Annotated in this window: 18 protein-coding genes and 2 pseudogenes; 15 read left to right on the top strand and 5 right to left on the bottom strand. The window is 37.5% G+C overall.

Features of this window, described 5'->3' with window-relative positions:
* Window positions 1-228 precede the first annotated feature (228 nt).
* Window positions 229-1,599 (top strand): helix-turn-helix domain-containing protein, encoded by a 1,371-nt coding sequence (locus EGM68_RS08030; RefSeq protein WP_129548966.1) that lies wholly within the window; start codon window positions 229-231, stop codon window positions 1,597-1,599.
* Between the two features lie 161 nt (window positions 1,600-1,760).
* Complete coding sequence (locus EGM68_RS08035) at window positions 1,761-2,102, top strand: hypothetical protein (RefSeq protein WP_240664136.1); 342 nt, start codon at window positions 1,761-1,763, stop codon at window positions 2,100-2,102.
* 744 nt (window positions 2,103-2,846) lie between these two features.
* On the opposite strand, the gene EGM68_RS08040 is transcribed toward EGM68_RS08035, so the two are convergent.
* Window positions 2,847-4,091, bottom strand: a complete 1,245-nt coding sequence (locus tag EGM68_RS08040; protein WP_090735994.1) for a hypothetical protein — start codon at window positions 4,089-4,091, stop codon at window positions 2,847-2,849.
* Between the two features lie 218 nt (window positions 4,092-4,309).
* On the opposite strand from EGM68_RS08040, the gene EGM68_RS25665 reads away from it, so the two are divergent.
* A complete protein-coding gene (locus EGM68_RS25665) occupies window positions 4,310-4,471 on the top strand; it encodes a hypothetical protein (RefSeq protein WP_206099047.1) in 162 nt (53 codons plus the stop codon).
* Window positions 4,472-4,760: 289 nt separating this feature from the next.
* Here EGM68_RS25665 and EGM68_RS08045 read toward each other — a convergent pair whose 3' ends face one another.
* Entirely contained in the window at window positions 4,761-7,037 is a 2,277-nt protein-coding gene (locus EGM68_RS08045; protein ID WP_129548968.1) for a preprotein translocase subunit SecA, read from the bottom strand.
* A 218-nt stretch (window positions 7,038-7,255) separates the two neighbouring features.
* Between EGM68_RS08045 and EGM68_RS08050 the strand changes: the two genes are divergently transcribed.
* The 3 genes from EGM68_RS08050 to EGM68_RS08060 all read left to right on the top strand — a co-directional run bounded on the left by EGM68_RS08050 (window position 7,256) and on the right by EGM68_RS08060 (window position 8,746).
* A complete protein-coding gene (locus EGM68_RS08050; protein ID WP_013370208.1) occupies window positions 7,256-7,729 on the top strand; it encodes a copper amine oxidase N-terminal domain-containing protein in 474 nt (157 codons plus the stop codon).
* Between the two features lie 213 nt (window positions 7,730-7,942).
* A complete protein-coding gene (locus EGM68_RS08055; protein WP_129548969.1) occupies window positions 7,943-8,185 on the top strand; it encodes a DUF1871 family protein in 243 nt (80 codons plus the stop codon).
* Between the two features lie 231 nt (window positions 8,186-8,416).
* Complete coding sequence (locus tag EGM68_RS08060) at window positions 8,417-8,746, top strand: hypothetical protein (protein ID WP_129548970.1); 330 nt, start codon at window positions 8,417-8,419, stop codon at window positions 8,744-8,746.
* 95 nt (window positions 8,747-8,841) lie between these two features.
* Here the strand turns inward: EGM68_RS08060 and EGM68_RS08065 are convergent, their stop codons facing one another.
* Window positions 8,842-9,123: a DUF3139 domain-containing protein gene (locus EGM68_RS08065; RefSeq protein ID WP_240664137.1), complete on the bottom strand. Its 282-nt coding sequence runs from the start codon at window positions 9,121-9,123 to the stop codon at window positions 8,842-8,844.
* Window positions 9,124-9,251: 128 nt separating this feature from the next.
* Between EGM68_RS08065 and EGM68_RS08070 the strand changes: the two genes are divergently transcribed.
* From EGM68_RS08070 to EGM68_RS26440, 9 genes and pseudogenes are all read left to right on the top strand, one after another.
* Complete coding sequence (locus EGM68_RS08070; protein ID WP_129548971.1) at window positions 9,252-9,797, top strand: hypothetical protein; 546 nt, start codon at window positions 9,252-9,254, stop codon at window positions 9,795-9,797.
* A gap of 159 nt (window positions 9,798-9,956) precedes the next feature.
* Window positions 9,957-10,595 (top strand): restriction endonuclease, encoded by a 639-nt coding sequence (locus tag EGM68_RS08075; protein ID WP_129548972.1) that lies wholly within the window; start codon window positions 9,957-9,959, stop codon window positions 10,593-10,595.
* A 379-nt stretch (window positions 10,596-10,974) separates the two neighbouring features.
* On the top strand, window positions 10,975-12,234 hold the full coding sequence (locus tag EGM68_RS08080) for a WXG100 family type VII secretion target (protein ID WP_129548973.1): 1,260 nt from the start codon (window positions 10,975-10,977) through the stop codon (window positions 12,232-12,234).
* 26 nt (window positions 12,235-12,260) lie between these two features.
* Complete coding sequence (locus EGM68_RS08085; protein WP_231124621.1) at window positions 12,261-12,542, top strand: hypothetical protein; 282 nt, start codon at window positions 12,261-12,263, stop codon at window positions 12,540-12,542.
* Window positions 12,543-14,423: 1,881 nt separating this feature from the next.
* Complete coding sequence (locus EGM68_RS08100; RefSeq protein WP_064963858.1) at window positions 14,424-16,475, top strand: YfaP family protein; 2,052 nt, start codon at window positions 14,424-14,426, stop codon at window positions 16,473-16,475.
* Between the two features lie 82 nt (window positions 16,476-16,557).
* Window positions 16,558-16,869, top strand: coding sequence for a hypothetical protein (locus EGM68_RS08105; protein WP_013370248.1), 312 nt, complete (start codon window positions 16,558-16,560; stop codon window positions 16,867-16,869).
* Between the two features lie 65 nt (window positions 16,870-16,934).
* Window positions 16,935-17,467, top strand: a pseudogene (locus EGM68_RS08110) (3'-5' exonuclease).
* Between the two features lie 50 nt (window positions 17,468-17,517).
* Window positions 17,518-18,297 (top strand): RNA ligase family protein, encoded by a 780-nt coding sequence (locus EGM68_RS08115; protein ID WP_129548974.1) that lies wholly within the window; start codon window positions 17,518-17,520, stop codon window positions 18,295-18,297.
* Between the two features lie 330 nt (window positions 18,298-18,627).
* Window positions 18,628-18,747 (top strand): annotated as a pseudogene (locus EGM68_RS26440) (YunC family protein); the annotation flags it as partial.
* A gap of 303 nt (window positions 18,748-19,050) precedes the next feature.
* Here EGM68_RS26440 and EGM68_RS08125 read toward each other — a convergent pair.
* Complete coding sequence (locus EGM68_RS08125; RefSeq protein ID WP_058829304.1) at window positions 19,051-19,434, bottom strand: hypothetical protein; 384 nt, start codon at window positions 19,432-19,434, stop codon at window positions 19,051-19,053.
* The gene (locus tag EGM68_RS08130) at window positions 19,427-20,407 is read right to left on the bottom strand and encodes an amidase domain-containing protein (RefSeq protein ID WP_129548976.1); all 981 of its coding nucleotides are present in this window, start codon (window positions 20,405-20,407) and stop codon (window positions 19,427-19,429) included. Before EGM68_RS08130 ends, EGM68_RS08125 begins: the two co-directional genes overlap by 8 nt.
* Window positions 20,408-21,535 lie beyond the last annotated feature (1,128 nt).

Genomic DNA, 21,535 nt, shown 5'->3' on the forward strand with positions numbered 1-21,535 from the left:
TACCTATTTTGCTGTATATCAGCAATATGAGGAAATCTTCTTTTGAGGAATATATGTAAAAAGTGCAAAAATGTAATGTGTGTTATTGTACACAACTAAAGGGTGTATGGCTTTATTCTAAAAGACGATACAACTATGGGTGATAAAGTGATTTTTACTAACCATTTCTCTATTACATCGTTTTATTTTATATCATATGCCGATCTACGTTGAAAGGGTGGTTTATCTATGGAGATCACACCTACGATTAGAGCAGAAGTACAAACCTATCTGATACGGAAAAGCTTAACCATGACCGAGTTTGGTCACATGATTGATTTGAATGTAGGTACAGTTAGTGGCATTGTGACGGGCAACCGGTCTATTTCTGTTCACCAGTTAGATCGCATCACTATGGGAATGGATTTACCACCGGATTATTTTTATGAACGTTATATTGAAGAATGTATTGAGGAAGAACCGCTCAACTGGCGAAGAATCAGCCCTTTTTTGTACCGCTGCGTGGAGTTAGGACGACTTGATTGCTTGCGAAGAGTTGTAGGTATGTTGCTAGATAATCCTGTTTATCTTCCTTCACTTTTTGAAGTAGCCGAGGATTCTTTTAAAAAAGGTAATACTGAAGCAGCGGCGTTCCTTTATGAAAATGTGGCAGAAGGGGAAAAGTATCAGTATTCAGAACGTTTGGCGGTTTGCCAGTATCGATTGTTTACGATTCGTATTGGAGACGATCAAGAGAAAAACTATGATGCAGCCATTCAATTTGAGCCTTACGTTGAACGGTTAGATGAGATAGATCAGCTTGATGCACTAAGAGCGTTGGTGAATACATATCGTTCTCTACGAAAATGGGCTAAATTGGATGACTTCGCCAAAACGTTAGGGTATAAAGCTAAAATACAATACAAAATTGATCAACAGCATCATGAAAATAATGAACACACAAAGAAGCCACTTTACCCTCCATTTGTCTACTGGGCATTTTCGCATTTAATACGTGCTGAAGTTTGTGATGCTCATAAAGATTATGAGACAGCACTCCAACATATTCAGAGATATGCCGATTTAAGCTGGGTAGAAGAGAAAGATGAAACGACTCTAGAATGGAAAAATCAATTTAAAGAATGGGCAACTGCTAATATTTATGTGAATAGGCTTATGTCAGGCGACTTAAGTGTAATTCCTGATTATGTTGCTTATTTCTCTTCAAAGAAAGATGAAATACTCCCTGCAATAGATAATATAATCGAGGCGGCTAATCGATATAATATTAATGTAGATCACATCCTTGATTTGTTTGAAACAGAAATTCAATCTTTTTTGAATGAACAAAATCAGGTAGGCGTATATACTCAACAAATTAGTTCAGAACGTTTTACTCATTTATTAAGGGGATTGGCAATCTATCTTTTGCGTAAGGGCAGATTTTCAGATGGCTTCACATTTTTGTTCGGTTGTTTGGAAAAGTCGACTGAAGCTAATAATAGAATACAAGCAATTAGATGTATGAGGTTGTTTACACATTTTAAAGAACATGCATCTGCTCACACGAAGGCAGTCTATGGAGAACTGATTAAAGCGGTTAACGAAGAGGAAGAGTGAGTTGATCCCACCATTCCTAATTACAGATCAACAGACCCTCACGAGGAATCTGCAAATATAATGCTCTCAAGTTCAAAATCACAGCCATTAGTAGGAGTAAGAGTACAGATAAAATAAATAATACCTACTATGCTGGATTTGAAGGAGAACCAGAAATAAGATTGATTTATACAAATTCAGATGAAAGCTATGTATTGAAGATATGGAATGGATACTTTGAAACATTATTGGGCTGCTTGATTCAAATAGAGTCTGTACAAAGTAATATACTAAGTGAGTATGATGCTCACGAAGGCTGGTATGAGGAAAGTCCCTGGGAAGTGAAAAATATTAGAGAGACTCTACATTTGTTTGATTCATTTGATATTAAAAATTTGACCGAGGAAGAAGCGAAAAGTTTGACTAATATATTACCTGTACTTCCCGGTCTTAAGGACAATATAATTATATTGTTACAGAAAGCCATCAATAGAAACGGCAATGTGTTCATTGAGTATGATTAATATTTTATAAGCTTGCGCCTTTGACATAAAATGAGGACAGGCTTTTTTAAAATAGTTAGTCAATCAAATAAAGGGTACGAGTTTCTGAATACAGCAAACAACAATATCATCCATGATAAAATGGCTGTGCCTCGATAGGCTAATATAACTTGAGTAGGAGCAAGCTTAAAGTAGTTCTACCTGTGACGCAATATTTGCTTTGAACCGTCAATAAAGAAAAGGAGCTATTGCGATTGGTCGGCTCCTTTTGCTTTAGGATTATTCTGGGGGATCTACTTATTTCCTTTTATACATAAAAAAACGATAGTATAGACCACTCCAGCAATGAGGCTTAGTAGAAACGAGATGGATAAAGTTCTGAAAATAAAAGTAGAAGTGGGTACTGTATAAAACTTAAATATACCGTTGACTGAAGAACTCATAGTTGGCCCTTTGATAAAGGAATAATATATTCCTACAAAAAAACCATAAGACAAATACTTAATTAGATTTTTCTCGAATTTACTCATCTATTAGCCTCCAATAATGTTTATGGAAAAGGATAATTTTTGTACTATGAAACCATTCAAATTAGTATAGGGAAAGCCTGGTAATTAAAAGAAATCCTTGTTAAGCTAACGAGAAACGTTAGGTCAATGACAACAGGGGCGGACACAAGATTTTATTTATCAAGTCTTGTGTCCGCCGCTGCTCTTTTATTATACTGGTCCATATTTAGCTGGTGTTAGATCTGGAAGAGAAGAATTATGGTTTTTTCTTGGTTTTAGGCAATACTTCGACTGCTATCTCAGCCCATTTGACAGAGCCGTACGGTGAACTACCTCCGACGAATACATCTGGGCTTAGAATATTGACCAAATAAGTACCAGGTTTTTGAATAACGACAGAACCGCTAAAGGATTTATCCTGTTTGAGGGGAATAACGGTCTTTTTTTCAACTTCAACAAAATCACCGTTTTGAAATGCTGCCACTCCAAAAGAAACTTCATTGCTTTCCAGATACGTAGCTGTCACGACTCCAGCAATTGCTATTGGATCTCCAGCCTGTACACGGAGGTATCCCTGTGTAGGTTTGGTAAAGCGGATATCCTGCTCGTTCTCGGGATGGTTGTATCTAATAGGGACGGAGGACGGGTTTAATACTTTGCGATGGACCATTATTTTAACAGATCCTTTATCATTGGTGTGAATTTCTAATGGATTTGGACCAGGACGAAGCTCAACTGAATATTCAATCCGCCGAAATGTTTGCCCATTTATTATAATTGGCTTTCCAATGCTTTTTTCTTTTCCCTTAAACGTGCTAATGCTACCTCCAATGGAACTTGTCATGCCACCGTGCCCTGTATTTACCATAAGATAAGCATGCCCGAACTCTTTTTGTACTAATGCACTAAAAGTGATTTTTTCCTTATCCGTTGTATAAGTTGGGTGAAGCGCTTTAACTACTTTGTCGTTCCAGACCCAGTGCATGACTCCATTACTCCATGTATAATTTATTCCCATTTTAGGCAGAAGTGACGCTGGAATATACAATTGATCGTTTTTCATAAAGGTTTTAGGGATTGGCTCATCCAGCGCTGTCATTGTTCCGTCTTCGTACCTGAAAATCTTTGATTGGTTAGGCATCAACCGAAATGAGGAAAAAGGTACTGAGTTCTCAATGTCAAACTCCGCCCACGTGCTGCCTGTCTTTGCATCCCACTTGATGGTTGCCAAGTGAACTGTTTCCAGCCATTTGAACGGGAAATATAAATGATTATTTTTCTTCAGCAGGGGAGCGGTTTTTATGGAGACGGAATCCAGCGATAAAGAAGATTTGTTTATTTCGGCAGTCAGTTGGTGCGGAACCAGATAGAACACAGCCGCATCCTCTACTACAACGGGAAGATTGGAAGTTGAATTCTCCGCATAACTCAGAGCCGTTGGAAGCAGGCCAGAAATTAGAAGGCAGGAAGATACAAGTAGAGAAACAAAAATTCGTCTCATTGAATAAACACCTGATTTCATTTTTTTATCATATATACCAGAAAAACGAAAAAAAGTTGCACAGATATAAGTCTTTTATTCTGACCATAAGTTTTTTTGAATAACTTAGTTCTTTCATTAACTGCTTTCTTATTTGTTTTATGACAAGCTTTATGATACTTCGATACGACTCTTACTATAGGATAAATATAAGGCTAATTTACTTTGGAGGTGTCTTTTTGGAGTTATTTCTATTTATACTTAATATTTTAGTTATTCTCCTTTCTATTGCTGGTGGAGCGCTTTTAATTGGATTATTGTGCAGAGGATATATACTGCTAGGTTTACTTATTGCTGAGAAAAAGAGAAGAATAACGGATCAATCTCAAGATCAGGCTTGACTATTAGCCCAACATCCGATAGCGGTTACATTCAATGAGAATGCCTGCTTTATAGCGGCTACGCTTGTTGCCATTGGCATATCAATCCCTCCTCAAAATGAGTGCAAAAAAGCCGCCATAGCTTTGGCGGCCGTGATTGGTATGTTTATACCGATTATAAAATTGAGAAATCCAAGCGGACGTCCAAAGTCAACACGGAGTCAATGCTTCGCTTCAACTTTTTCAGCGCAGGATGAATCGAGCGTTTGCTCTTATTCGTCCCGATCATTCTCGAAAAAGCTACGCTGCATCAAAATTTTGACAGTTTGAATATCGGCCTCAAAATCTTGCGAATCCCAAAAGCAAATACAGTCATTGCGGTCCATGAGCTGCGCATATTCTGGATGTATTGATCGTTGATTATATAAGTCCGAGTGGAAGTAGGGCTCTTCAGACCGAACTCTTCCCACTTCGCCGGATCATTCGAACCTCCGAGCCTTACAAGCATATTCGCTGACTTGCTATTTATTTTAGCTCGAATTTGCTCGTATGCTTGGATGATTTGCTCATGAAATTCGTCGATCGGATTGCGGTTAGCAAGGCTCTCCAAGTGGATGCCTTCGCGAAGGTAAGAAATGTATGCCAGATGGTCAGCCCAGAACTTGTCAATATAATAAAGCCGTACCCGCTGCTCCGAAGGGCTCATCGGCGTCGCTCCTTTCAAAATTACGAGCCGCTCCTCGTATAGAATACGTCGCTGTTCCTCCACCATATCCGAATAACGGTTTAGTTCCTGGTGGATATCGAAGTTCTGGCCCATAATAACGTGCTGAATATGCGCGATTTTGCTGCGTAGCACCGGGTCTTCGAGAGTCTCATCCTGCCTGTGGGCGCGAATCGCTTTATCGATGCCGAACCGAAGTAACAACTCGTCCTCCAAGCTTACGAAAAATACGGAAGCTCCAGGGTCGCCTTGGCGTCCAGAACGCCCGCGCAGTTGGTCGTCGATCCGCACACTTTCGTGCACATGTGTACCAATCACGTATAACCCTCCCAGCTTGGCGACAACTTCTGCTTGCGTAGGGTTACCACCGCCGAGCCGAATGTCGACGCCGCGTCCCGCCATATTCGTAGACACCGTCACGGCGCCGATTTCTCCCGCTCTTGCAATGACCTCGGCTTCTTCTACGTCGTTTTTCGCATTCAGAACATGGCAGGGTACGCCGGCAACCGCTAGCACCTTTGCCAGCATGTCCGACTCCTCCACGCTTGACGTACCAATGAGAATCGGCCGTCCCATCGCATGGACGGACGAGATTTCTTGGACAAGCGCCTTAAGCTTGGCTTCCTTATGGGTATAAATTCGATGCGGTTGGTCGATCCGTATGTTTGGCCGGTTCGGTGGAATTTGCACGACCTGCAGTGCATAAATCTCTTTGAATTCCATTGCGGAAGCGTACGCGGTAGCCGTCATTCCGCAAATTTTTGGATACAGGCTAATGAAGTGTTGAAGGGTGATCGTTCCGAGAATTTTCCCGCCGACTTTCGAGTGCAGCCCTTCTTTGGCTGCAAGCGCGGCTTGCAGTCCTTCTGGCAAATGCCTGTTCTCCGCCACGCGGCCGGTATATTCGTCGATCAGCTCGATTTTACCGTCCCGGACGATGTAATCGACGTCTTTTTTCAATAACGTTTCCGCATACAACGCGCAATTTAACGACGACAACAAATGACTATTATGGCTTTCGTACAAATTACCGCATCCCAGCAGCGACTCCGCTTTCGCAGCGCCCGCCTCATTCAAATAAACGTTCCGCTTGAACTCGTCGAAGTCGTAATACTTATCTTGCTCAAGCTGCCTAGTCACATCTGCGAAACGAATTACGTCGTTGCCGGAAGAATCCGGCTCGCCAGCGATGACTAGGGGCACCCGAGCTTCGTCGAGAAGCAGTGAATCCGCTTCGTCGACGATAACGTAGTGGAAAGGACGATGCACGGTATCGGCTTCGCTTAGTGTAATCGTGTCGCGCAAATAATCGAATCCCGCTTCTTTGGCCGTAACATAGGTTATATCCGTGGCGTACGCTTCTCGTTTCTCGGACAAGCTCATGCCCGCTTGAACCGATTTTACCGTTAATCCGAGGAAACGATAGATCGGACCCATCCACTCCGCATCCCGATTTGCCAAATAATCGTTAAAAGTGAGCACATGAACGCCTTCGCCGGTCAGCGCATTTAGATAAGCAGGCATAACAGCAGAGAGCGTTTTTCCTTCGCCGGTATGCTGCTCGATCACAAACCTATCGTGCAGAGCGATGGCAGCCATGATCTGGACATCATAAGGCTGTAATCCGAGCTTTCTCTTCGCTGCCTCGCAGACTAACGCATAAGCATCGACAAGCAGCTCATCCAAAGGCGTACCCAATTTTGCTTCCTTTTTCAGCCGGAGAGATTCCGCTTTCAGCCGCTGATCGTCCCATGCTTCCAAATTCCGTTTCCTAATGAGCTCCGCTTTGTCCCGATAGCCTTTCAGCTTATTCTGGGTATCGCGGTCTTTGAATTTTTGCATCAACTTGACGGCTAAATTCATTGGAATTTGATCCCTCCTCGGTAGAAACACGCAATTCTAATAGTGGCTAAAGTATAATCAAACTCTGTAACAATAGCAAAGTTTGGAATAAAAAACTTCCTTGCTTTATTCTTATTATTAGGCAACGATGTATGATTCACAGGAAAAGTACATCTTGGAGGTCAGAAAGATATATTTTCAGTAAATTGTTAATTTTAAACAAAGGGAGAGATGGATGCATGATGAAAAGATTCTTTCCGGTTTCCGTATTTCTTATTTTTTCACTTGTATTAAGCGTACAAGCCAGTGCAACAAAACATCCTTATAGTTACACAATTAATGTACAGGTAAACGGTGTTCCTATTAATTTTGGAACTAATTCAGATTCACCTCCTTATATTGAAAATGCTACAAATACAGCTTTTGTTCCTCTTCGCTTCGTTTCTGAAAATCTAGGAGGGAGAGTAAGAGACTGGGACAAAACTTTACAACAAGTCACAATCGAATCAAAGAATGGAACTGTAATTAAATTGGCGATCGGTAGTAAGATTGCATATGTCAACGATGAAGAGAAAATGATGCTGGCGGCACCGCAGATTCCTACAACTCGTGTTCAAGTTCCTTTAAGAGTTGTTTCCGAAGTGTTGGGAGCTAAAGTGGATACCCAAAAAATAGGTGAAACATTAAATGTGAACATTACAACCTCTAATTAATAATTCTTGGAACTAAACTATCCTATTTATGCGGCAGTTTTTCCTCATTTAATTGATTAAATTTATTTTCATCGTTAAACATTTGTTTTCAAAAGAAGATGCTGCTGTATTGCTAACGATGGGACGCTTGTTATAGTTATTCCTAAGGGTAAGTATGGTGATGCATATAAAGCACTATCTAAATCGTTATTTGGAGAATAGGAGTCTATAAAAATGAACGATGATATAGTACAAATGATTAATGAATGGAACCCAATCGAAATATATCCTCTATTAGAAGATGAATATTATTCAGAAATACATAAAATTCATGAAAAAAGCAAGGAAACAAACTCTATTAGAGAATTAGCCAAGCAGATCCATTCTGTATTCGCTCAATCTTTTAAAAAGGAATTCGATAAAAGCATTGAAGATTGTCAGTCAATCGCTGAAAAGATAATGAATATTACAAAATAATTTATTTATGAGCTTGCTCCTTTAACAATAAAATGGGAGTAGGCTTATTTTTGCATAATTGGTCAATCAAATAAAGGACACGAGTTTTTGAATACAGCAAACAACAATATCATCCATGATAAGATGGTTGTGTCTGGATAGGTTAATAAGGAATTGGGACAATGGTTTATTTATAGCGAAACACTCCATTGAATTTGAAGACGAGAAGAGCCTTAAACTAAGGAGGAATATATGGGATATGATTCTTTAATTAAAGCTATTATTTCAGTACCAAAAGAAGAATTAACTATTCATTGGGAAAATGGGTTAAAGATTATTGGTACTAGAGACACCATCTATGAAACAAACAATGGCTTAGATGAAGATGATAATGAGTTCCTTGAATATGATGCTGCGGTTGTTGAAGTTAAAAAGATAGTATCTAAGCCGATTAACGATGAAGGAAGTATATATAAATGGTTACAAAAAGGAAAAAGCTCCTTTATTGAAATTTCTCTCCATGACGACCCCCCTAGCATGATTACATCTTCAGATGGGTCTATTATCTGGAAAAATGAATAGCTTAGACCATCCTCAATTGAGTTTTTTCACTGAATTGAGGATGATCTTTCGTTCTTATTTGTTTTCATGATGTTTATAATTATAAGTACCATCATCTACTCCTTTAATAGGGGCTTAGTTATACTGAATAATTTTACCTTGCTCCTTTTATAAAAATACCTTGCATTGATTTCGTCCTTAAATATAACTTGTGTACTAATTAAGGGAGCTTTAGCTATTTGAGTTTCAACTGAATAAATTTCAGATGGTTTGTATCCTTGATCTTTTATAAGATAGCTGAATACTTCGTTTTGGGTATAACTTTTAGTGTAACTACTAAGTATCCAAATGCTCGCAAATAGAGTTGCTATAAAGATTGCTATTCCATATTTCTTCATAACGATCTCCCTTTTTAATTGAAAGAATAGAAAAAATTCAGTTTTTCTTCTAATGCTTTTTAATTATATTTACTCTTACCTTTATTTCCCTTATGATAATTGTAATACTAGCAGATAAGGGGATATATATGAAGAAAGCTATTTTATTAATATTAATGTTTGTTGTTTTAATTCCATCACAAGTATTGGCAGCAACATCTACAAAAGCTATGTCAACAAGTGAAATCGAAAAATTATACTTTGAGAATTACAAAGATCGTGTAAAAGAAATTAAAGCTGCACAAAAAAAGCTTAATGCTGTTCTAGGGGCAGAAGTTCGTGAGCTAACTCAAAGATTAAACCAAGCAACTGCACAATATAAAAACGAAGTGAAAAATAAGTCTAGTAAAACGGTAATAGCTCAAGCGAAGGCTGATTGCGATAAATTAAAGAAGCAACTCAGCGTGGCGAAGGTTGAACTAAGTAAAAGTATTAAACATTACAAGCGAGAAAGTGACCAAGTTTTAAAGGATATTGCAAAACAGAAAGCAGACCTTATAAAATTCATTAAGGATCACACGGCAGGAAAAGACAAACTTACGGAATCTCAATTTAGCAAGCAAGTTAATGGAGAAATTATGTCGATCGGCAATTCATTTACTGAAGCTTTAAAAACATTAAGGGAAGCTGAGTAATAGGAAGTGAGGCAGCAGGTATTACCTGTTGTCTTTTTATTTAGACTCATTTTTGTTTCTAATCTACTATATTTCTCTGAATTTCAATGGTAAATTGTACCTATTCGTTGTATTATGAGCAAGTGTGAAAAAGGGTTGAATAGCTAAGGAGGAGCAGAGTTGTACATATTTATAGTTGTTGGTGTCATTGCTGTATTACTTGCTTTGGCTCTATTACGTTTTCTTAAAAAGCCTAAAGTCCAAGAGCGATATAAAGTAACGCAGGATATTGACCCTTACAAAATCGGAATAAATGAGATCGATCGTATGGAAGATGGCAAGGACTTTGAAATGTATCTGTTCAGGTTGTTCTTGTGTTTAGGCTATAGTGATGCGTATAAAACACAGGACAGTAGAGATTTTGGAACAGATTTGGTATTTACGGATAGAGAAGGATATCGCAATGTCATTCAGGCAAAACGGTATGCATTAAGCAATCCTGTAGGTTTGAGTGCAGTTCAGGAAGTGTACAGTTCTATGCGATTTTATAGAGCTAAGAAATCTATTGTGATTACTTCAAGTAAATATACTCCCTCGTGTGAACAGTTAGCCAGTTATAATGGAGTGAAGCTGCTGGATCGTAATGATTTAATTCGAATGATTGAGCTATTCCAAGAACAACAGCACAGCAAAGTAAAAGATATCATCGAAGCAGAGCCTTACTTGAGTCTGGATTCATGGGATGATTATAGGAATAACAGTAAAGTGATTAAAAAGGATCGTAAGACTGAAAAATACCAGAAACAAACTGTGTTGTAACGAAAGAAAACAAGACCGGAACGGATAGGGATACCCCCTTACCAGTCCGGTTTTCACTTTTTTCATGCAAAAGACTGTCTAATGGTCGAAGAAAACTACTTTTGGAAGAGATCCATTTGTAGACGGAGGGCTAAACAAGAAGGGATGTGCATATAGAGTCAAACAAATTGCAGAAGGCAAAAGTTACAAAAACGCTTCTCACATTATTCCTTTGTTAAAGATTAAAGAATGAAGATGAAGATTAAAAAACGATGAATTTAAGTCTTTAGACATAGGTAGAAAGGTTAATCCTTCATATAACAATTAGGAATTAAGTTTATTTTCCATAAATCGGAATAGTGTTACTATGTCATAACGAACTCATGACTAGAGGTAAACTATGACAACTATTAAAGTGACACCTGAGCAACTTATGACTGTCTCCAAGCAGTTTGAGTTAGCACAGCAAACGGCAACTCAAATGAACAGCAATTTAGTACAACAAATTTCATCTATGGGGCAATTGTGGGAAGGACTGACTAAAGAGCACTTTTACTATTCCTTCCAGACCTCTCAGAAGAATATGAATGACTTTGTTACCCTAATAGATTCTATTGCTAGGGAGTTACGTCAGCATGCAGATAAATTCAGATTAGCGGACCAGATGGAAGCAGGTAATATTGACGCAAGTTGTTTACCGCCTCCACCGAATTCATGTGCTGTTCCTGCCCCAGATACACGAAATGCATTCCAGAAATCGGTAGATAGCTTAACTGAACTAGGTCAGGATTTTGTAGATGCTAATTCAGTACGCTATGAGAAAAAGTTTGATTCGGTTTGGAGCTTCTTAGATTATATGTCGTATGGTATTCCAAAAGGAATGTATCAAGGGTACATGGAACGGGCAGCTAAACAAAATGATTCGTGGAATGACATGCTCAAATTCGGTACATTTGGAATAACGGGCATGATTCAGGGAGCATTTAATCCTACCAATGCGTGGTCAAAGGAACACTGGGCTAATATGATCGGTACAGCAGGATTGTTTGGAGGAGTTAGTTCGGTAATTAAGCCTAAAATTGGGTTATCAGGGTCTATAAAATATACTCCGTTAAAAGATGGAACTACCCGAATAATAGAAGAGGCGGGCAATGCAAGGAAAATTATTGATACTAATGGCCTTCGTAATGAAGTGCCTTTAACTGTAGCACAAATTGAAGGTTTAACTCAGTACGCAAAAAAATTAGGGATACCACAAGAAAATATCCGTGTAGCGGGGCCAAATGACACATCTCCTACTGGATTATTATTTGATACGATTCTCAATATAAATAATGATGTATTACCTTCTAATGCAACAGGTAAATTAGCAGCTAATAGCCGGATTACTGGTCATGGAACAATAGCGCATGAAGTTGTCGGACATTATGAAGCAGGACTAGCAGGAAAATCCTTTCAGGTTATGGATGATGAATTTAACGTTATAACTAGAAACTTTGCACTTGACGAAGCTCAAGCAAGTATCCGAGCTGCACGGTTTGCTCCTGATTTGACCCAATTAGAAAGGATCATGCTATTAAGAGATGGAATTACTAGATTAAAAAACGAAGGTATCAAAATTAGGGAAGTTAAAGATATACTGTTTATACATGAACGTTAGAATGGAGAGGTTCTCTTTTGGAGATTATGAAATTAGACGATATTATTAAAACACCTAATAAAGGAATCATTTTAATTGGAACTAATTTTAGTTTAGATAAGCAGGATCATACCAATTTGAAAGGTTTGATAGGTTCGAAAATACAAGTAGATAAGATAGATGGAACGAAATGCGAACTGGATGTATTGGATATAAGCATTTCTTTCTCCATTGCTAACCATCCGCTAATTGGAATTAATGTAAAGGATTCAGAAAACATTGAAGATATAAAAAAGGGAACACAAGTAACAGTACTTAAAAAAGTTTGAATAAAGCGTAGAACTAGAACATTAACTTATGATCAAGAGACTAGATGGAATGATTCGTCTAGTCTTTTTGATTTCGTCTGTTTTGCTGTACATAAATAAGCTTTTTAATATTTTGAATGCATCCACGTATTTCCATTATAATCCTTCGAAGAATAATTATACGCCCCATCATCTACTCCTTTAATGGGGGCGTGGCTATACTGAATAATTTTATCTTGCTCTTTAAAAATACCTTGCCTTGGTTTCGTCCTTAAAAATAACTTGTGTACTAACTAAGGGAGCTTTACCTATCGTTTTGAGTATGATTTTTAGTATAACTACTAAGCATCCAAGCGCTTGCAAATATCATTACCGTAAAGATTGATATTCCGTATTTTCCTATAACTATCCCCTTTGTTGGAGCAAGCTAAAGTGGCGCTACCAATGACGTAATATTTGCTTCGAACTGTCACTTAAGTAAAGGAGCCGCTGCAATTTGGACAGCTTCTTTTGCTTTGGAGTTATTTAAAGAATCTACTTACTTCCTCTTATACATAAAAAAGTAATTGTATACACCACTCCAGCAAAGAGGCTTAGTAGAAACGAGGTTGATAATGTTCTGAAAATAAAAGTAGAAGTGGGTACCGTATAAAATTCAAACGTACCGTTGATCGGAGTACTCGTCGTTGTTGGCCCTTTAATAAAGGAATAGTATATTCCTACAAAAAAACCGTAAGACAAATACTTAATTAGATTTTTTTCAAATTTACTCATTTGTTAGCCTCCAATAATGATTTTGGAAAAGTAGAATTCTTGTACTATGAAGCCATTCAAAGTAATGTAGGAAAAGTCTATAAATATAGCGATCTTAAAAATCTTTGGAAAGGATGTTTATTGATATTATGTCAATTATATCGTTTTAAATCAATAAAAAGGACTATGGATAAAATCCTTGAAACTCTAGGTCACGCTAAGAATGTACACAGCGTCTAACATTAACAATACGTGAAATCCCGTCATATCAAGGCTTATGACAGTTTGTCAAAAGTATTAGGAAAATTTTACAACAAATCAGCCTAATAAAATGATTTAGGCTCTTCGCCATGTTGTCTATGTGAGGCAAATATAATAAAAAGGCAGGGAAGGATTGTGTATATAGGAGTCAGATAGGAGTGATTTTACCCCTTTGATATGTAATTAAGCATCTAGCAATAGGCGTTATTTATTGTCGATTTACTATAGTTATTTAAAAATAATTGGGAAATTGTCCCTGAGTGTTGTATTATAAGCAAGTGTGGAAAAGAGTTGGAATAGCTAAGGGGGAGCAGAGTTATCTATATTTGTGATTGTTGGTGTCATTGCTATATTGCTTGCTTTGGCCCTGTTACATTTTCTTAAAAAGCCTAAAGTTCAAAAGCGATATAAAATAACGCAGGGTATTAACCCTTACAAACTCGGTATTAACGGAAATAAACCGTATGGAAGATGGCAAGGATTTTGAATTTTATTTGTGGAAGCTGTGCTTGGGCTATAATGATGCGTATAAGATACAAGACAGGACAGTAGAGATTTTGGAGCGGGTTTGGTATTTATGGATCCTTGTGTGAACAGTTAGCCAGTTTTAGTGGAGTAAAGTTGTTGGATCGCAATAATTTAATTGAAATGATAGAGCTTTTCAAGTCACAGCAGCATAGTAAGGTAAAAGATATCATTGAAGGAGAGTCTTATCTGAGTCTGGATTCATGGGACGATTCTAGGAATAAGGTAAGTGATTAAAAGGATCGTAAGGTTGAAAAACTCATCGCTTCAGGTAACTAGATACTGAAGACTTTTGAAGTAGAATGATGATTTTACAATCATGTTACATAAAAAATAATAATACAATTAGGAGAAGGTTAAAAAGTGAACAACAATATCAATTATATCAAAGACAAATACGACAACAGCAATGATCAATACCCACATTTCAGTGAGGTAATCAAAGAAAGATTTACAACCTTTAGCAGCAAGCCGCTTTTCACAACTGATTCCGATGGAGTATTTGACGCATTTCTTGAGGGCTTACCACATGAAGCAAGACAACATTATACTTGTAAATGTTGTAGAAATTTCGTGAATCGTTTTGGTGGGCTTGTTTCTATTTCTGAAGATGGCGAAATCTATTCTGTTATGTGGGATGAAAGCAACACTCCTGAGTTTTTCATTAATTCTGTCAATGCAATGAAGCAAATTGTTCTTAAATCTAGAGTTACAGGGGTGTTTGTTTCTAGCGAAAGGAATCTTGGTCAGCCACACTCTAATGGACGGGATCATATGTCAGTTACGCTTCCAGCAGAAAAAGTTTATCAATCTAGACTGAAAACTGCTGGACAGGAACTGGCAGAGAAGAAAGAGGATTTCAGAATTTTGACTGCTGGACTTACGGAATATCCGCCGGAGGCTGTCGACCAAGCTGTGACTCTCTTGGAATCAGAATCTTTGTATCGGTCTGACAAAATTCTTGGTGTAGCTAAATTTCTTCAAGTTCTTCACTCAAAACACCAAAACATTCGGAACAGTCAAATTCGTGAAAACATTACTTGGATGGCTGTTGCAACCGCTCCATCTGGATTCTGCCATGTGAAAAGCAGCATGATCGGAACTTTGCTTGACGATATTGTTAATGGACTTTCATTTGACTCTATAAGTCGCAGATTTGCTGAAAAAATGAGTCCTTCCAATTATATGAGAGCGCAAGTTGCTCCATCTCAAGGGAACATTGAGCAAGCTGAGAAGATTGTTCAGAAGCTTGGCATTGCTAATTCGCTACAACGAAGATACGCAACGATTGAAGAAGTCCCTGAGACCATTTGGAAGAGTAAGGGTTCTTTTGTGAATAAGGGTGTTGTTAAAGCTGGAGGTATATTCGGTAATATTACGCCGAAAGAGAAAACTAATACTGTTTCAAACAGAGGTGACCTTCCAAGCGCGGTTATGACATGGGACAAATTCCGAAAAACGGTAATGCCATCAGCAGAAAGCATTGAAGCGAAAATCGATAATCCAAATAGATTTATGGCATTGGTTACGGCTTCTGATGATACAGCACCTAACATTCTGCAATGGGATAACGCATTTAGCTGGTATTATCATGGAGGCATTGATGGAGAGATCAAACGTAGGGTTGAGAGTGCAGGTGGTCAATATAAGAACAATGAAATCCGATGCTCACTCATTTGGGAAGGATATACGGATCTTGATTTGCATTGCGTGACCCCTAACGGTGAACATATTTACTACGGAGACAAGCTAAGCGGGTGTAATGGTTGGCTAGACATTGATATGAATGGTGGAGGTCATAGAGAGTACTCGCCAGTAGAAAATATCAGATGGAGCGAAGGAGAAGCTAGAAATGGAACATATAGATTCTATGTTCATAATTACTGTGAACGAGGAAAAGGAAGCACACCATTCAAGGTAGAACTTGAAGTCAATGGAAAAATATATTCCTATCATGGTGTTGCTGGCGGTGATGGCTATCAACAAGACGTATTTATATTTAAACATATTAAAGGCCAGCATCCGGAAATCGTTAACTCAAATTCATATTCTTCTGATGATGCATGGAATGTTTCAGTTAATAGTTTTGTCAAGGTAAACGGAATTACGAATTCTCCAAATTTGTGGGGCGAAGAGAAAGTTACTCATACAGGCCATCATATTTTCTTCTTGTTGGATGGATGCAAAGATTTGTCGGAAGGTAAAGGCAGAGGATTCTTCGTTGAAACACTGAAACCAGAACTTCGTGAAATCAGAAAGACGCTTGAAGCGTACACCGCTAACACTCCAATCGAAGGAATTGAAGCAGCGTCAGCTAGTGGTGTGGGTTACTCTAAGGATAGTGAGTGGAATTTGATTGTGAAAGTAACATCAGGCAACTTCGCACGAATCATCAAGATTGATCGTTGGGATTAGTATTTAATAATTATCTTGGAAATATATAAAAGCTTGGGAAGAATCAAAATGAATTTTTCTGTCCATGAGGAGGGCGATTGTAATGAAAGAAGGGTTGACACTAGAATTTCATAAGAATAAATTAATTTTTTTTGAATTCAAGAAAAAGGCTGTCACTCTGATACCTGATATTATTCGCGAGGAATTCAAGGATGCGCAAGTGATTAATGAGCATAACAGTAAAGAAAAAGTGATTTACCAGGTATACCTATATGAAAACGACATAGAATTTACCATTCGAATTATCGCTTCTTATTTCTATGATTCCATCATCATTATCGCTGACGAAGTAAATATAACAATCAGAGCTTATCAAGTCTTGCATAAAATACTTGCAAATGGCTCATTGGCTTGAAAGATGGCTAACCTAGCTATATATGGTGAGAGTAAAACAAGATTTGACATGAGAAAGGATAAATAATGAACTACATAATCTTTGATTTAGAAGCTACCTGCTGGGAGAATGATCGAACAAGGCAGAATGAAATTATTGAAATTGGTGCTGTCAAAGTAAATGTAAATTTAGAGATCATAGGCGAATTTCAAACTTTTATTAAACCTAATTGAACTCACAATTATCTGACTTCTGTAAGAGTCTAACTTCAATTTCGCAGCAAGATATTGATATGGCAACATATTTTCCACAAGCTATCTATAAGTTTCAAGAATGGATTGGTAAAGAACCCTATTATCTTTGTTCTTGGGGATTTTATGATAAGAGCCAACTGAAGAAGGACTGTGAGTTACATAAAATCAGAACTGAATGGATTAGAAATCATATAAGTATTAAACATCAGCATGGAAAACTGATTGGAAATGATCGTGGAGTTGGTATGGAGAGAGCTTTAAAGATGCTTAATCTGCCATTGGAGGGTACTCATCATAGAGGAATTGATGATGCAAAGAATATCTCAAGGATTTTTGTTAAGATATTTGACCGTTTGAAGCTTTAATTAACCGCACATATAACAATGATTTTTTAGTTGGATAAAAGGAGACAAACATGGATATACAAAAAATTAATTCGATTACGAAGTACCCTAGCATTCTTACATATCATGAAATAGGCGAAAGAGGGCGGCTAAAAGATACTCTTACTCAAGCTAAATTCTTTCCTTCTGATGAGATGCTATATTGTTATGAGAAAGTAGATGGTGAGAACTCAAGAATGATATTCATCAACGATGGTGAAGAAGCAGATTATTTTATAGGTTCCAGAGAGGAGCTTTTAACTTCTAAAGGCGATAGAATAGCAAACCCTTACGGTAATATTGCAGAATTTTTAAAGCCATTAGCAGAAAAGCTGAAAGGATCTATTTTTAAGAATCGAAACGATCTTGCGTTAACTGTTATCTATCAAGAATCTTATGGAGGAAAAACTCCTAAATCTAAAAACTATACGCAGAATAAAACACAAGGTTATCAAGTATTCGATGTTTTTTCCCTCACATGGGAGCAGTTTAATGGATTGATGGATAGGGATGTATCTGCTATAGCATCTTGGAGAGACAATGGAGGACAGCCATTTTACAATGGGACAGAGAAGCGTAGATTGGTTGATGGCTTTAAATTGGATGCTAGCCCTATCGTAGACTATTTAAGTTCAGATCTTTTTCCTGAGTCAATTGATGATGTATACGCGTATTTGAAGAGGTATGAATTTACTAAGGTAGGTATTGATGTAATCGGTAAATCCGAAGGAATTATTGTTCGAACAGAAAATAGAAGCATGATTCGAAAAGTTAGATTTGAAGATTATGAAAGAACCCTAAGAGCCAGATAAAAGATTAATTTGGCCAAGATCGCTTAGGCGGTCTTTTTTTGGTAATTTAAGTAGGAAAGATATTTGAAATCTAATCCATTGATTTTATTAACCAGGAGCATATCAATCTTTCAAATGGTGGTTCGGTCGTACCTTCTTAAAAAATACGATAGAAACAAACTAAGGAAAAGGCTAGATGGAATGATTCGTCTAGTCTTTTTGATTTCGCCTGTTTTGCTGTACATAAATTAGCTTCTTAATATTTTGAATGTATCCACGGGCGTCCACACTTACCCGCAAATGCCGCATAAAATATCCCGGATGAACAAAGAGGAGGTGCATGTAATAACCATGATACACATGGAACCCATTCAAGTGGGTGAGCATACATTTATCGGAGTCGAGGTCAAACTGCCTAAAACAACGCTGTTGACGATCTCTAACTCTCGTGGTTACATCATGTGTGGTGCGTCTAAGATGTACCGAATTTGGAATAGTAAATTTTTTCGCTGTTTAAGACTTAAAGTCAAGCGGGACAAGCTTTCATAGCAGTTTTCAATTTACTGATCTGTACTGATTCATTCTATTAAAATCTTATAAATAACTGAATTTTGTGACCGCAATTGTGACCTCTTGGAGGGGGACAAGCATGTGACTATGCATCATACTCCTGTGAGGTCTGCTCAAAGGAGAATGTTAACCAACGTAGGTGAAAGTTACGGGGGCTTTGAGACTTCCATATTCATAATATAAATAAAGACCCCGTGTGGGGTCTTAAGAATTTTTTCTAACTGTAACCTTGGTTGTTTGATTGTCAGAGCTTTTAGTAATAATCAGTAAGTATTTAATATTGTTTTTTTCTACTGATATTACTTTGTTGCTTTCGACTTCAGTTATTTCCCATCCCTCATCTTTGAGTTCTTTTTGATATGCAGCATTAAAATTTTCAAAAGGTTGAGAAACTTCATATATTTTAAAATATTTAGCAGATTTTCCATCGACTTCGATGGCAGTGCTGGGGAGAGGCAAATTATTAAGTTCCTGAACATTTTCATATTCAGTACTAACCTCCTGGGTCGAACTATCTGTTACATTTGAACATGATGCAAGGATTATTAATAATACTAAACAAATCAAGCGCATAAACACCTCAGTCATTTGGGGTTCTTTTTGCAGTACTCATTTTCCATGCATAAACCTTGTACCCATTTGAATACCAAGTAGATAGGGGAGCGTCTTTTCGATCTGTTGTATGCTGAGTCAAAAAGAAACGACCATTCGTAAACTCAGTTATAATAGCTGTATGATCAATGTCACCATCATTATTAAAGTCAGCATTTACTGGGTCTCCCATTGATATATCGTTTGTACTAGATGCTAATTTAGCTCTATACTTCCAGTGATTATAGAAGTTATGTGCCCCTCCCCAGCTATGAGTTGGTTTAAAGAGGCGACCATTTCTAAAGTACCAAGCATCATCACCAGTTAAATATAAACCATCCCATTCCAGCATACCACCAGCATATAATGCCTGTGAAACAAAGTTGGTGCAGTCATTCCAACATGCTCTACTTACAGAACAACCAAAATAATCGGCGTAGTACTCAGAGTAAGTTGGATTACGGTCATCCCACCATTTGTAAGCATATTCTCTTGCTTCAACTGAACTGTATCCATTTGCATATCTTAACGGTTTTATGTCTGCCTTTTCTTGATAAACTGAGGCTTCAACAGTCGAAGGAGCCTCAACTGTTGAAGGATCTGACAAGGATACTGGTACAAGTTCCAACAGTTCCGCTAAGCCATCCTCATTAATGGATTTTGTATATAATTTTGATTTAAGGTTATTAATAATCTTGTTTTTCTCAGCGTTTTCGTATAAATCCACAAATTTAACTAACTTCACAAGTTCTTGTCTGTCAGGCTCTGAAAAGTCATCAAGTGATGACCCTAATGATTTTATAAATTTTTGATATTCAATGTTGTCGAGATCTTGATTGATTTTAATATTTTTTTCTACAATATACTTTTCTACAATATCAAAAGCTTTAGCATATTGTTTTAAGGCTTCGTCTTTTGTAACATTTGTTTCTTTAAGGGTATTGATTTTTAGCGTAGTTTTTCCCTGCACAATGTTATCTACCAATGTAGAAAAGGACGAATTTGGTTAAGCTTTTGACGTCAATTCCTTTTCTCCGTCTGCTGATGCAGGCGATGTTAAGAATGAGGTGGTTAAAAAAGAAATAACAAGTAACGGACTAGCAATTTTTCTTATAATTTTTAACATAATTGCACCCCTTTGTAATATTTATAATCAAAGACTAGCACACATCCTAAAGTACTTGAACATGCCATTTGAATCAAAAGTCGATGTCGTTTTTTGTCTTTTTGGGGCTATTTGTTTATTTTTTGATAAATCCGCTATTTCGTAAATAAAGATGAGATTGATGAAATCTAAACAAAAGAGTAGGTACTTTTATTTAAAGTAGGTAAAATTGCTATCGTTGAAATCGATTAATGAAAATTAAGAGGGGATGAGGCTTAGTCAGATATTTTTTGCAATGTCCAACTTGTTTAAGGTATTTGAGTCTGATTTAATAAGGAGAGTATATATAGTCAATATAACCCATGTAAAACACCAATTTTACCATCCAGTTGCCCCCATATTGACGGTGACTGGATTTATTTGTATCCAAATGTCCCAACGCCTGAACGTTTACAACCTATATTATTCTCAGTATGGACTTTTTTGTCCACATTGGAGATGCGACATCGCAACGCGTCAAATTGACGTTTCGCCAAATCAAATCTATAAGAGATGCGATGTCGCAACTGTCAACTTTGGCGTATGAAGCTAATTATATAGCTTGGTTACCCTTAAAATTCACCGACATCGGAGAAAATTGAGCGCCTTGAATGGACTAGAGAGCTTGAACAATTGGAGAGATTGAAAGCAAAGGAACGCTAAGGAACTCGTACAGACAATGATGACAACATTGGACAAAATTTTGCGCGAAGTAATTCACCAAATACAACAATCACTACTGTACGAATTGAGAAGCTTCTACGAAAATTTCGGGGAACCTTATTGTTGTCCTAACTGTTGCCATAACTAATACTTAAATAATTTCAGTATTAGGCTACTAAGTTAAGTTTAGTACGTTCAAATCAAATGGTGGGCTGTCCAACTTTGGACTGTCCTGTAAAGTTGTAAAGGGTGTGGAAAATTTTCCACAGGGTTCATAGCTGATAATATAGT

This window comes from Paenibacillus sp. M-152 (assembly GCF_003856555.1).
Classification (GTDB): domain Bacteria; phylum Bacillota; class Bacilli; order Paenibacillales; family Paenibacillaceae; genus Paenibacillus; species Paenibacillus polymyxa_C.